General features: G+C 65.5%; 11 protein-coding genes. 7 read left to right on the forward strand and 4 right to left on the reverse strand.

The genetic code is table 11. From position 1 onward, the window contains the following. Window positions 1-63 precede the first annotated feature (63 nt). Window positions 64-1,467, forward strand: coding sequence for a M20/M25/M40 family metallo-hydrolase (locus QQL87_RS19315; RefSeq protein WP_284418899.1), 1,404 nt, complete (start codon window positions 64-66; stop codon window positions 1,465-1,467). 268 nt (window positions 1,468-1,735) lie between these two features. On the opposite strand, the gene QQL87_RS19320 is transcribed toward QQL87_RS19315, so the two are convergent. Together QQL87_RS19320 and QQL87_RS19325 are read right to left on the reverse strand one after the other, a co-directional pair. Further along, window positions 1,736-2,953, reverse strand: coding sequence for a GGDEF domain-containing protein (locus QQL87_RS19320; RefSeq protein WP_284418900.1), 1,218 nt, complete (start codon window positions 2,951-2,953; stop codon window positions 1,736-1,738). A gap of 140 nt (window positions 2,954-3,093) precedes the next feature. Continuing rightward, window positions 3,094-4,191, reverse strand: a complete 1,098-nt coding sequence (locus QQL87_RS19325) for a trypsin-like peptidase domain-containing protein (protein WP_284418901.1) — start codon at window positions 4,189-4,191, stop codon at window positions 3,094-3,096. A 222-nt stretch (window positions 4,192-4,413) separates the two neighbouring features. On the opposite strand from QQL87_RS19325, the gene groES reads away from it, so the two are divergent. The 5 genes from groES (at window position 4,414) to QQL87_RS19350 (ending at window position 8,177) form a co-directional block, all read left to right on the forward strand. Further along, window positions 4,414-4,728, forward strand: coding sequence for a co-chaperone GroES (gene groES / locus QQL87_RS19330; protein ID WP_284418902.1), 315 nt, complete (start codon window positions 4,414-4,416; stop codon window positions 4,726-4,728). Window positions 4,729-4,774: 46 nt separating this feature from the next. Then, window positions 4,775-6,397: a chaperonin GroEL gene (groL, locus tag QQL87_RS19335; RefSeq protein ID WP_284418903.1), complete on the forward strand. Its 1,623-nt coding sequence runs from the start codon at window positions 4,775-4,777 to the stop codon at window positions 6,395-6,397. Window positions 6,398-6,651: 254 nt separating this feature from the next. Further along, window positions 6,652-6,882 carry a hypothetical protein gene (locus QQL87_RS19340; protein ID WP_284418904.1) on the forward strand — a complete coding sequence of 77 codons (231 nt, stop codon included), beginning with the start codon at window positions 6,652-6,654 and terminating at the stop codon, window positions 6,880-6,882. Window positions 6,883-7,100: 218 nt separating this feature from the next. After that, on the forward strand, window positions 7,101-7,550 hold the full coding sequence (locus QQL87_RS19345) for an Hsp20 family protein (RefSeq protein ID WP_284418905.1): 450 nt from the start codon (window positions 7,101-7,103) through the stop codon (window positions 7,548-7,550). 87 nt (window positions 7,551-7,637) lie between these two features. Beyond that, a complete protein-coding gene (locus tag QQL87_RS19350) occupies window positions 7,638-8,177 on the forward strand; it encodes a hypothetical protein (protein WP_284418906.1) in 540 nt (179 codons plus the stop codon). A gap of 121 nt (window positions 8,178-8,298) precedes the next feature. Here QQL87_RS19350 and QQL87_RS19355 read toward each other — a convergent pair whose 3' ends face one another. Further along, a complete protein-coding gene (locus QQL87_RS19355) occupies window positions 8,299-9,078 on the reverse strand; it encodes a class II aldolase/adducin family protein (protein ID WP_284418907.1) in 780 nt (259 codons plus the stop codon). 106 nt (window positions 9,079-9,184) lie between these two features. Further along, window positions 9,185-10,837: a glycosyltransferase family 39 protein gene (locus tag QQL87_RS19360; RefSeq protein ID WP_284418909.1), complete on the reverse strand. Its 1,653-nt coding sequence runs from the start codon at window positions 10,835-10,837 to the stop codon at window positions 9,185-9,187. A gap of 441 nt (window positions 10,838-11,278) precedes the next feature. Here QQL87_RS19360 and QQL87_RS19365 point away from each other — a divergent pair, with 441 nt between their 5' ends. Further along, complete coding sequence (locus QQL87_RS19365) at window positions 11,279-12,205, forward strand: hypothetical protein (RefSeq protein ID WP_284419040.1); 927 nt, start codon at window positions 11,279-11,281, stop codon at window positions 12,203-12,205. Window positions 12,206-12,214: the final 9 nt, after the last annotated feature.

Below are 12,214 nucleotides of genomic sequence, written 5' to 3' on the forward strand. Positions count from 1 at the left end.
CGCACCGCGCAACGGCGCTACAAGCGGGCCAATAGACGCCAGATTGCGAAGGATCCGTTGGACATGGCCAATGCGCAGCTTCAATCCGTTCTCGACCATATCGATGCCGATTTCGACAACAGCCTCGACCGGCTGTTCCAGCTAATCCGCATCAAGTCGATCTCGGCCGATCCGGCCTTCACGGCCGACTGCAAGGCGGCGGCCGACCATCTCGCCAAGGATCTCGCGACGCTCGGCTTCGCCACCGAGGTGCGTCCGACCGCCGGCCATCCGGCGGTGGTCGGCAAGAGCAACGGTCATGGTGCGGCCAAGCCGCATGTCCTGTTCTATGGCCATTACGACGTGCAGCCGGTCGATCCGCTCGATCTCTGGCATCGTCCGCCGTTCGAGCCGGTCGTCACCGATCATGCCGATGGCCGCAAGATCATCGTCGCGCGCGGCGCCGAGGACGACAAGGGCCAGCTGATGACCTTCGTCGAGGCCTGCCGCGCCTGGAAGAAGGTGGCGGGCGCGCTGCCGCTCGATGTTACCGTGCTGATCGAGGGCGAGGAGGAGGTCGGCTCCAAGAACTTCGTGCCGTTCCTCGAGGAGAACAAAGACGAGTTCAAGGCCGACTTCGCGCTGGTCTGCGACACCGGCATGTGGGACCCGAACACGCCGGCGATCACGACCTCGCTGCGTGGTCTGCTTTACGAAGAAGTGAAGATCAAGGCCGCCAACCGCGACCTGCATTCGGGCGTGTTCGGCGGCGGCGCGCGCAATCCGATTCGGGTGCTCACCGAGGTGCTCGGCGGCCTGTTCGATGCCGACGGCCGCATCACCGTTCCGGGCTTCTATGACGGCGTGAAGGATGTGCCTCCGCAAGTGCTGGAGCAGTGGAAGAAGCTGAACCTGACGCCTGAGAGCTTCCTCAAGCCGATCGGACTGTCGATCCCAGCCGGCGAGAAGGATCGCCTGCTGATCGAGCAGATCTCGTCGCGGCCGACCTGCGACATCAACGGCATCTGGGGCGGCTACATCGGCGAGGGCTCGAAAACGGTGATCCCGTCGCTGGCCCACGCCAAGGTTTCGTTCCGCCTCGTCGAGGGCCAGGATCCGCTCAAGATCCGCAAGGCGTTCCGCGACTATGTGTCGGCGCGCATTCCCGGCGACTGCTCGGTGGAGTTCGGCGATCATTCGGCCGGCGCCGCGATCGCGCTCGACTGGACCATGAAGCCGCTCGCCGCCGCCAAGCAGGCGCTGACGGACGAGTGGGGCAAGGAGACGATTCTGATGGGCTCGGGCGCCTCGATCCCGATCGTCACCGACTTCAAGAAGACGCTCGGCCTCGACTCGCTGCTGGTCGGCTTCGGTCTCGACGACGACAACATCCATTCGCCGAACGAGAAGTACGACCTCAAGAGCTACCACAAGGGCATCCGCTCCTGGGCCCGCATCCTCGCGGCGCTCGCGGAGATGCCGCGGTAGGGCAAAGGACCTCTGTGACCCATGGTCGTGTGATGTGAGGGTGAACACCAACCACACTCTCCGTCATTCCGGGGCGCGCGGAGCGCGAGCCCGGAATCCATACCCACAGGATGTCGTGTGAGGCACCTGGGCCGTGGACGTTCCTGCCTCACATCCGCCTGTGGCTATGGATTCCGGGCTCATTCGCGCTGCTTCAAAATGGCTTCGCCATTTTGCGCGCGAATGCCCCGGGATGACCGCCGGGATGGAGGGCCGCTTGCGGCCGATGTCAAGCTGCGCTGGCGACTGACGTAGCAGTCAGATCGCCGCCAGCGAACTTGCGCAGCGCTGCGAGGTTGGCTTCGGCGGACGCCAGTCGCCAGCATGATTTGCCGCTCGACTTCGCCTCATACAGCGCGGCATCCGCAGCGAACAGCAGTGACTCCGGATCGTTGCCGTGATCGGGCGCCGCGGCGATGCCGATGCTCATGCCGATGTTGACGCGGGTGCCGCCCGGCAGCGTCAGCGGTGCGGTCATTACGTCGATGATGCGCTCGCCGAGTGCGAGCGCGTGATCGATCGCCGGGTCGCTGGCGAGAACGACGAACTCGTCGCCGCCGATGCGGGCAATGACGTCGGCCGGAGAGACGATCTGCCGGAGCGTTGCTGCGACGATCTTCAGCAGCTCATCGCCTGCGGCATGGCCGAAGGTGTCGTTGACCGGCTTGAACCCGTCGAGGTCGAGATAGAGGAGGGCGAAGCTCTGGTCTGCAATGGCCTTGCGCGTGAGTCGGCTCTGCAGCGCATCGATCAAGCCGGCGCGGTTGTTCAAGCCGGTGAGCGGATCGAGCCGCGCCCGCTCGTCGCTCTCGCGCTTGGCATGCATGACGGCGACCAGCATCTTGTTCAGCCGGAAGGCCGCGCCGGTCATCGCCAGGAAGTACACCGGCATCTGCAGGTACATCGCGAACAGCAGCGGCTCATGGGACATGGCGACGCCGGGAATCACCGGACCGACGCTGAAGAGGATCATCGTGCCGACGAGGCGCGGTGCGCTGAAATTGCGAAAGCAGATGCCGCCGACCATGGCGGCCGATGAAATGCAGGTGAGTGACGCCGCGACCCAGTCGCCGGACCCCAGGCTGATGCCGACACCGAAGCCGACGCTGGCGCTCCAGGCGACCGACAGCAGGATGTGGATGTCGGTCGGCGTCCTCATCTTCGCGCGGGCACGGCGATAGGAGATGATCATGACGATCAGCCGCGACAGGCAGATCGCAACCTCCAGCACGAACCAGCTGATGAAGAGAACGGTCGGGGCGCGCAGCGCCAGCGCAGCAGCGACGGCGACGGTGTTAATGGCGCCGCCGGCAAAGACGGACCAGCAGCCATAGAGCTCGCCGATCAATGAGACCCGGATGTCCGATGACACCGGATATCCCGGGTCTGCCAGCCAGCGCGTCACGCGCCAGCGTGGCAAACTGAAAGCCAGACCATCACCCCGCATTTCAATACCTCCGCGGGGTTGCAATAAGCGGCGCGACACTTAACAGGTCTTTAGAGAGGTATCTGAGTCTCGCTCCATGCTTGATGGACGGTAAAATTCGAGTCGAATTGGGGGATTAAAAGCTGAAGGCTGATGCTGCCTCAACCCGACGTGCGCACGCGGGCGCGCTCCTCCGTGATGGGAGCGACCTCCACCGTTGCATTGCCGAGCGCACGGTCGCGCTCGAACACGAGGCGGACGCGCTGGCCGACCGGCGTCAGCCCGATCAGGTTGCGGACCTGGGTCGCGCTGCGCACCGGCATGTCGTTCGCCTTCACGATGATGTCGCCCTTGCGCAGGCCCGCCTGTTCGGCGGGAGATCCTGGGGTCACGTCGGCGACCCGCGCCCCCACGACGCGGCCGTCGGCCGCCGAGTCCAGATCGAGCAGGGTCACGCCGATGCGGCCGCGATCGACGCGTCCGCTGACGGCCAGCTGCTCCATCACCCGCCGCGCCATGTTGATCGGCACGGCAAAGCCGATGCCGACATTGCCGCCCCCGGGCGAGATGATCGCGGTGTTGATGCCGATCAGCTCGCCGCGCAGATTGATCAGCGCGCCGCCGGAATTGCCGGGATTGATCGCGGCGTCGGTCTGGATGAAATCCTCATAGCCCTGCTTGCCGAGGCCGGTGCGACCAAGCGCGCTGACGAGGCCCGAGGTCACCGTCTGGCCCAGCCCGAACGGGTTGCCGACCGCGATCACGAAATCGCCGACCTCGAGCGCGTCGCTGTTGCCGAGTGCAATGGCCCTGAGATCGGCCGGATCGTCGATCTGCAACAGTGCGATGTCGGTTGCGGGATCACGTCCGACCAGACGTGCGCCGAATTTGCGGCCGTCCTTGGTCCTGATCTGCGCCATGTCGGCATGTTCGACGACGTGGTTCGCCGTCATGACATAGCCGCGCTGCGCATCGACGATCACGCCTGAGCCGGCGGCGCTGATCTGCTTTTCGACCTGCCTGGGGACGTCGGCGAAGTCCCGGGATCGTGGGTTCAGGTAGAGCGGATTGTCCTGCCGGACCTTGCCCTCGACCGAGATGTTGACGACGGCCGGGGTGACCTCCTTGACCAGGGGCGCCAGCGTCGGCACCCGGCCGAGCTTGAGGTCCGGGATCTGGGCCAAAGCAGGTGCGGCCAGAAGGCAGAGCACGATCACCGGCATCAGGACCAAAGGCCGGACACAACGCAGAAGCTGCATCGTTTTTCCTCGACGGGGGCTGGACGGATTTTGGCGCTGATAGAGCTGGTCAGGACGGCTGCCGCGGTCAAGAGCCGTCCTGGCAGCCGTTTCCACCGAGTGCCAAAATTTTTTCGTGACCCTCTTGAACGAAAACTTCGGCTTTCATAGGTCGATCAGCGCCCGGGAGCCTCATGGGGCCCGGGTCCTATGACATCGCTGATCTTTCGAAGGAGGATGTGCATGCATTTCCGTCCATTGCACGACCGCGTGCTCGTGCGCCGCATCGATGCCGAAGAGAAGACCAAGGGCGGCATCATCATTCCCGACACCGCCAAGGAGAAGCCGCAGGAGGGCGAGATCGTCGCCGCGGGCCCAGGGGCGCGGAATGAGCAGGGCCAGCTCGTGCCGCTCGACGTGAAGCCGGGAGACCGGGTGCTGTTCGCCAAATGGTCGGGCACCGAGGTCAAGATCGACGGCAAGGATCTCCTGATCATGAAGGAGAGCGACCTGCTCGGTATTGTCGAGACCCCCGTGACGGCCAAGAAGGCCGCTTGATCACCCGCAGAAACTGACAGTCATCGAAAGAAAGGAGACGACGAACATGGCTGCCAAGGACGTGAAGTTTTCGACCGACGCACGCGACCGCATGCTGCGCGGCGTCGACATCCTCGCCAATGCCGTCAAGGTGACGCTGGGCCCCAAGGGCCGCAACGTCGTGATCGAGAAATCATTCGGGGCGCCGCGCATCACCAAGGACGGCGTGACGGTCGCCAAGGAGATCGAGCTGGAGGACAAGTTCGAGAACATGGGCGCGCAGATGGTGCGCGAGGTGGCCTCGAAGACCGCCGATCTCGCCGGCGACGGCACCACCACCGCGACCGTGCTCGCCCAGGCCATCGTGAAGGAGGGCGCAAAGTCGGTCGCCGCCGGCATGAACCCGATGGATCTGAAGCGCGGCATCGACCTTGCCGTCGACGCCATCGTGGCCGACCTCAAATCGCACGCCAAGACCATCACCAGCAACGACGAGATCGCGCAGGTCGGCACCATCTCGGCCAATGGCGACGACGAGATCGGACGCTTCCTGGCCGAGGCCATGCAGAAGGTCGGCAATGAGGGCGTGATCACGGTGGAGGAGGCAAAAAGCCTCGACACCGAGCTCGAAGTGGTCGAGGGCATGCAGTTCGACCGCGGCTATGTCTCGCCATACTTCGTCACCAATTCCGAGAAGATGCGGGTCGAGCTCGAGGATCCCTACATCCTGATCCACGAGAAGAAGCTGTCGGGCCTGCAGACGATGCTGCCGCTGCTCGAAGCCGTGGTGCAGTCCGGCAAGCCGCTGCTGATCGTGGCCGAGGACGTCGAAGGCGAGGCGCTGGCGACGCTGGTCGTCAACAAGCTGCGTGGCGGCCTGAAGATCGCAGCCGTCAAGGCGCCGGGCTTCGGCGATCGCCGCAAGGCGATGCTGGAGGACATCGCGATCCTCACCGGCGGCACCACGATCTCCGAGGATCTCGGCATCAAGCTGGAGAACGTCACGCTCTCGATGCTCGGCCGCGCCAAGAAGGTGGTGGTCGACAAGGAGAACACCACGATCGTCGACGGTGCCGGCGCCAGGAAGGACATCGATGCGCGCACCCAGCAGATCAGGCTGCAGATCGAGGAGACCACCTCCGATTACGACCGCGAGAAGCTGCAGGAGCGGCTGGCCAAGCTCGCCGGCGGCGTTGCGGTGATCCGGGTCGGCGGCGCCACCGAGGTCGAGGTCAAGGAGCGCAAGGACCGCGTCGACGATGCGCTGCACGCGACCCGGGCCGCAGTGGAGGAGGGCATCCTGCCCGGCGGCGGCGTGGCGCTGCTGCGCGCCACCAGGGTGCTCGACGGCGTCAAGACCGCCAATGCCGACCAGAAGGCCGGCGTCGATATCGTCCGCCGCGCCATCCAGGTGCCGGCGCGGCAGATCGTGCAGAACGCCGGCGAGGACGGCTCTGTTGTGGTCGGCAAGCTGCTTGAGAAGGAGACCTACAGCTGGGGCTTCAACGCCGCGACGGGTGAGTACCAGGATCTGGTGCAGGCCGGCGTGATCGACCCGGCCAAGGTGGTCCGCACGGCGCTGCAGGACGCGGCCTCGGTCGCCTCGCTCCTGATCACCACCGAGGCGCTGGTGGCCGACAAGCCGAAGAAGGCGGAAGCCGCTGCGGCTGCGCCGGCGATGGACTTCTGATCGCAATCCGCCGTGACGGGCTCGCACGCCCGTCACGGCTCATCAAAAGAAAGTTAGTAGCTGCGTCACCCGGCCGTGGATCGGCCACAACACGCAGCTATCAATCCGAGCTACGACCGCAATCCGTCCAGAGCCGGCCACATTCGTCATCGCGACCGGCCTGTCGATGGACCGACGGTCGACGGGAGGTGCGGTTGGGCGCTGTCGCGCCGCCCGGTCTCAATGCAGCGCAGCGCGCGTTTGCAGGGGCTATCATGCCTGCCTGGCAGTACAATCATCCGCCGCCCAATCCGGTATCCGTCATGGCGATTGCGGATCCAAGGCGGCTGACGAGGTTTCTCATCGAAAGCGAGCAGCGCGTCGTCGCGCATTGCCAGGCCGTGCTCTCGCGCGGCGACGTCGATCCGCGCGAGCGTGAGCGGCTTGTCAGCGTCTTGCGAGAGGCCACCATGCGGCTGCAACAGCTGTCGGCCGCGGCAGCTTGAGGCCTTGGAATAAGCCATCGGCCTCGTGAGAAAAAATTGCGGAAGGCCCTTGAAACCTGCCTTCCTTCTTCTAATTCCATCGTTGCCGCTTCGGCGGCGCCGGGTGCCGACAGGGCCCGGCGGTAGTCTGGGCGCTGACCGGTTGTCGGGTTCTCAGAAAGTCCTGCATCGGCTCGGCGCTCCTTCGTATCCATCTTGCTCTTAAGGAGGACTTGGCTATGAGGACGTATGATTTCACCCCGCTGTGGCGCTCGACCATCGGCTTCGACCGCCTGTTCGACTTGCTCGACGAGACCCAGCGCGCGGTCGATGACAACTATCCCCCTTACAACATCGAGCGGCTCGGCGACGACCGCTATCAGATCTCGCTGGCGCTCGCCGGCTTCGCCCCGGATGAGCTCGCCATCACGGCCGAGCACAATGTGCTCACCGTGGAGGGCCGCAAGTCCGACAAGGAGACCCGCGAGTACCTGTATCAGGGCATCTCGTCGCGGTCCTTCAAGCGGCAGTTCAGTCTCGCCGACTATGTGCAGGTCAGGAGCGCCTTCTTCGACAATGGCCTGCTGCGGATCGAGCTGGTGCGGGAGATTCCCGAGGCCATGAAGCCGCGGCGCATTACCATCGGCACGGCGCCGGTCGAGCAGATCGCGCAGCAGAAGGCGGCCTGAAGGCTCTTTGATCCGGGACGCGGGCGGCTTGTTGCCCGCGTCCGTGCACCATCTGTCTCTCGTGAAAGGAGCGTAAGGAGACACGCCATGAGTGAGCGCAGTGTTTCGATCATTGCGGGCGGCACCGGTTTCCATCCGGTCTCGCACTACGAATGCCCGGCCGACCTGCTGAACGACAGCAGCCTGTCCCCGGCTGAGAAGCGCCTGATCCTGTCATCCTGGGCGTCGGACATGTACGCCGTCGAGTCGCAGCCGCATCTGCGCAAGATCCCCGGCATCGGCCGGCCGTTGCACCTGGCCGACGTGCTCGGCGCGCTGAGGCAGCTCGACCGTGAGGATCAGCCGCCGCGGCCGCGCGGCGGGGCCGCGATGCGCATCGTGCCCCGAGTCGACGTCAACGCCGACGCTGCGGCGGCGGATGCCGCCCCTGCCGCGGGCGTTCGGCTGCGTCCGGCCGCACGTGTGCGGTTTTCACGCGAAGCCAATGTGCAGCGCTATCGCAAGCTGCTTGCGACCCGGCTTGCCGACCACGAGCGTCGCTTCGTCGAGCGGCGGCTCGCGGAGGAGTTGGAGCAGCCGCCCGTGCTGCCGGAGCGGCGGGGCTTTGCGCGGGCCGGCCGCTGCTGACGCCGGTTGCACACCTTCCCGCGAACCTGCGAACGCAAAAACGCCGCCCGGAATTGGGCGGCGTTTGACTTCAGGAAGCGTAGAGGGTGATGAGTCCTTGTAGCTCAAAAGCCCGCGAACATCAATTCCGGTAGCCCGGATTGACGCGATCGAGCCGGCGCAGCAGCGGCGGCCAGACCAGCTGATTGGAACGGAGCTCGGCGCGGTCCTCGTTTTCGAACAGCTTGGCATTCTTGTCGATGACATCGTCGCGGACCGGATAGGAGGTCGGTCCGAGCGTGCGGGTGCGGACCTGGATCGAGCAGGCGCGCTCCAGGTGATACATGCGCTCGAAGGCGGAAGCGACCGAGCGGCCGACCGTCAGCGTGCCGTGATTGCGCAGCAGCATATTGTTCTTTGTGCCGAGATCACGCTGCAGCCGCGGCCGCTCGTCATGGTCCAGCGCCACGCCCTCATAGTCGTGATAGGCGAGGTCGTGGGTGACGTATTGCGCGATCTGGTTCAGCGGCAGCAGGCCGTCGGCGCAGCTCGACACCGCGACGCCGTCGAGCGTGTGCAGGTGGATGACGCAGCCGGCATCCTCGCGCACCTCGTGGATCGCCGAATGGATGGTGAAGCCCGCCGGGTTGATGCTGTACTCGCTCTCGGAGAGCTGGTTGCCGTAGAGGTCGACCTTGATCAGGCTGGAGGCGGTGATCTCCTCGAACAGCAGGCCGTAGGGGTTGATCAGGAAATGATGCTCGGGGCCGGGCACGCGGGCCGAGATGTGGGTGTCGACGAGATCGTCCCAGCCGAACATCGCCACCAGGCGATAGGCGGCCGCGAGGTTGATCCGCTGCGACCACTCCGCTTCCGTCATGTTTGACGGCACTTCCTTGAGGCGGGCTTCCGCGGGCGACATGGCATTCTCCGATTTCCGAGGGCTGGCCGCAGCCTAAGCGGCCCGCCGCCGCGCGACAAGGCGCGGGGCGGGGAGAGCTGTCATGTCGTTTGACCGAGCCGGCCGCTCAGGGCGCCGGGATCGACAGCAGGCTCGAGATGCTGCGGCCGCGGATGTCGTAGACCCGGGCGAACACGACGTCGTCGCGCTTGATCTCGACCATCACGGGGGCGGTCAGTCCCTTGCAGTAGAACTCGCCGAGCGTCATGGCGAAGTCGGCCGCATGGCTGTCCCAGCCGATGGTGAAATCCGGGCCGAGCGCGACCTGGGCCGGGCGCTGCGGGCCGCACACCGCCACCTTCCATTTGTGCCCGATCGGCGGCACCTCCTGGCGCTCGTCGAGCTGCTCCTTGAGCCCGTCGGAGGCCTGCTTCAGCGCCAGCCCCCAATAGTCCAGCATGTAGCGCGTATCGGCCTCGCGCACGGTGCCGGCGATGTAGTTGAAGTGGGTGTACTGGTAGGGATGCAGCCGGATCATCTCCGCCAGCGGCAGCAGCAGCCCGAAGCAGAAGGTGGCGATGGCCACCGGCTGCCAGCTGCGGCGCTCGTCGGCGTTGAGCCAGGACAACAGCCACGAGAAGGCGACGCCGCCGAGCAGCGCGATCGGCGGGATCACGAATACGAAATGGCGGATGCCGTTGTACAGCGCCGGGCGTTTGACGATCGCGATCAGGATCGGCAGCGTCGCCGCCAAGGTCAGCATCAACAGGATGCTCTTCTGCCGGGCCGGCATGTCCGGCCGCGACAGCGACATCAGCGAGGCGACCGCACCGGCCACGAACAGCGCGATCATCAGCTCGGGCAGCTGCAGCGCGAACAGGGTCGGCAGGTACGACCACGGCATGTCCGGCACCGAGACCAGCGCCCCGTCGAACATCTCCTTCCACGGCTTCTCGAAGAAGTGCGAGAAGTAGGTCAGCGCCCGGAACGGATTGGCAGGCTCGATGATCGACCACGGCCAGATCAGGCCCATGATCAGGTAGCCCAGGATCAGTCCGGGAATCAGCATGTAGAGCACTTGGGCGAAGCGGCGGATCGCCTCGCGGGTACCCTGCGTACGGTATTCGTCCATGAACAGGGGAATGAAGCCGACCATGGCATAGACGACGGCCATGCCGCCCAGGATGCGGCAGCCGATCGAGAAGCCGGCGCCGAGACCCAGGATCAGGATGGTGCGGGGCGAGGGGTAGGGATATTCCTCGGCGAGGCGGACGAGGCCCATCAGCAGCACGACCATGGCGACCGCGAAGGGGGCATCCTTCGGGTTCATGAACATGTGGCCATAGAAGATCGGGCACAGCGCCAGCAGCAGCAGGGCCGACAGGCCGGCCACGGCGCCGCCGATCCGGCGTGCCAGGCGCCATGTCACGCCCAGTCCGACCAGTCCGACGATCGCGCCGACCAGCCGGCGCGTCTCGAACAGCTCCAGCGGCAGAATCTTGTGCAGCAGCGCTGCAACCATGTCGAAGCCGCCGCCGTACATATAGAGATTGGCGAACGACAGCGCCGCCTGGTCCCTGAAACCGGAACCGTACATGCGCAGCAAGAGATCGGCGTATTCGGCATGGGTGTAGTCGTCCCAGCCAAGGCCATAATCCCGGAATGTCAGTCCGGCCACCACCGCGACCGCGGCGAGCACGAACATGGCAAGATCGTCACAAGTCCGTTCGAGTGTCCGCCGTATCGGCGTCTCGAGGACCGAAGTGGTTATCGATGTCATGGCTGATAGTGACCCGGCGTCCCCTAACGACCCCGCTTCCGCGCTTCAGGCCTGTTTTCCCCGCCTGCGTATAGCGCGTCCCGGTTTCCGAGGTGTCGGAAATCTGCGCGTCACGCTTCCATCGCAGTGCAGCAGGGGCCCGAATTTCGGCCGCTTGGCGCCATATTGGCACAGTGACATGAACGCGTCCTGAACCATGCGGCTACGGATAAACCCGGAGGAACCTGAGACGGTTCCGTGGGTTGGCGGGGATTGAATGTGGCGTGATCGTGGCGCATTCAGCCCCGGCAGCGGGCGGATGAGCGTTTCGGCCGAACTTCTGCTGCAAATTGTCGCGGATTTCGACTAGAAACCGGTTTCGAGGACGCGGGCAACCGCAGCTAACTAGTGTGATATCGGTCGGGACGCCGTCCGGAACCGACGCATTAGGGGATGGGTTCGATGATGAGTGCTATGTTGACCGCTGCGGCCATGGTTGTCCTGGCCGGGCTTGCAGCGATCGCTTTTGGAATTCCGAACAAGGAGTTCAGCATCGGCGGCCTGCTGATCCAGTCGGGAACCCTGGGCGTCTGTAGCGGGCTGATCCTGTTCGGCCTGTATGCGGTGCTCGGCGAGCTCAAGGTCATCTCGAGCCGGCTGCGGCAGCGCGGGCCCGAATCGGAGGTCCGGCCGTTGCAGCTCCCGGGCCTCGGCAGCAAGGCCGATCTCGAACCTGCCCCGGTGCCCCCGGCAGAGGACGCATGGCGCGAGGGTGGCTCGCCACGGTCTCGGCCGCGGATGCCGGATCTGTCTTCGCCCCTGTCGTCAGCTCCGTTGTCCCAGGCGCCTTTGTCGCCACCCCTGCCGTCCTCATTGCGGACCGCGTCTGCTGCGGATCAGGAGGCGGACGATCCGGTTGCCGAGCCTGCCGAGCGGCCCCGGCGCAACCTGTTGTTTGCATCGACCTCGCGGCGCGAGCGCGAACGCGCCGAAAAGCGCGCCGGCGAACCGATGCCGACGGATTTCCGCTCGCCGCCGCTCAGCGAGCCGCCTTCTATCCCGCTCGATGAGCCGGCCTCCGAGCCCGCGTCTTCGGGTCTGGACGACACCTGGTCGCGTCCCGAGCGGGCGCGCCCGCCCGAGTCGCTGCGACCGCCATTCCCCCGCCGATTGGCGCGCGCCGCGCCTGCCTTCGAGCCCGAGCCGGCACCGGCTCCCGAACCCCAGGATCTCGATACGCCGCCCGCGAGCATCATCAAGTCGGGCGTCGTCGACGGGATGGCCTATTCGCTCTATTCCGACGGCTCGATCGAGGCGCAGATGCCGGAGGGGATGATGCGCTTCGCATCGATCGACGAGTTGCGCACCCACCTGGAAGGCCGCAGCTGACGCGGCAGC

This window comes from Bradyrhizobium sp. SSBR45G (assembly GCF_030159255.1).
Classification (GTDB): Bacteria; Pseudomonadota; Alphaproteobacteria; order Rhizobiales; family Xanthobacteraceae; genus Bradyrhizobium.

What these genes read in the sequence shown, in the direction of transcription:
- QQL87_RS19315 (WP_284418899.1), top strand. Translation starts at nt 64, where the DNA reads ATGGCCAATGCGCAGCTTCAATCCGTTCTCGACCATATCGATGCCGAT.
- QQL87_RS19320 (WP_284418900.1), bottom strand. Translation starts at nt 2,953, where the DNA reads ATGCGGGGTGATGGTCTGGCTTTCAGTTTGCCACGCTGGCGCGTGACG.
- QQL87_RS19325 (WP_284418901.1), bottom strand. Translation starts at nt 4,191, where the DNA reads ATGCAGCTTCTGCGTTGTGTCCGGCCTTTGGTCCTGATGCCGGTGATC.
- groES (WP_284418902.1), top strand. Translation starts at nt 4,414, where the DNA reads ATGCATTTCCGTCCATTGCACGACCGCGTGCTCGTGCGCCGCATCGAT.
- groL (WP_284418903.1), top strand. Translation starts at nt 4,775, where the DNA reads ATGGCTGCCAAGGACGTGAAGTTTTCGACCGACGCACGCGACCGCATG.
- QQL87_RS19340 (WP_284418904.1), top strand. Translation starts at nt 6,652, where the DNA reads ATGCCTGCCTGGCAGTACAATCATCCGCCGCCCAATCCGGTATCCGTC.
- QQL87_RS19345 (WP_284418905.1), top strand. Translation starts at nt 7,101, where the DNA reads ATGAGGACGTATGATTTCACCCCGCTGTGGCGCTCGACCATCGGCTTC.
- QQL87_RS19350 (WP_284418906.1), top strand. Translation starts at nt 7,638, where the DNA reads ATGAGTGAGCGCAGTGTTTCGATCATTGCGGGCGGCACCGGTTTCCAT.
- QQL87_RS19355 (WP_284418907.1), bottom strand. Translation starts at nt 9,078, where the DNA reads ATGTCGCCCGCGGAAGCCCGCCTCAAGGAAGTGCCGTCAAACATGACG.
- QQL87_RS19360 (WP_284418909.1), bottom strand. Translation starts at nt 10,837, where the DNA reads ATGACATCGATAACCACTTCGGTCCTCGAGACGCCGATACGGCGGACA.
- QQL87_RS19365 (WP_284419040.1), top strand. Translation starts at nt 11,279, where the DNA reads ATGATGAGTGCTATGTTGACCGCTGCGGCCATGGTTGTCCTGGCCGGG.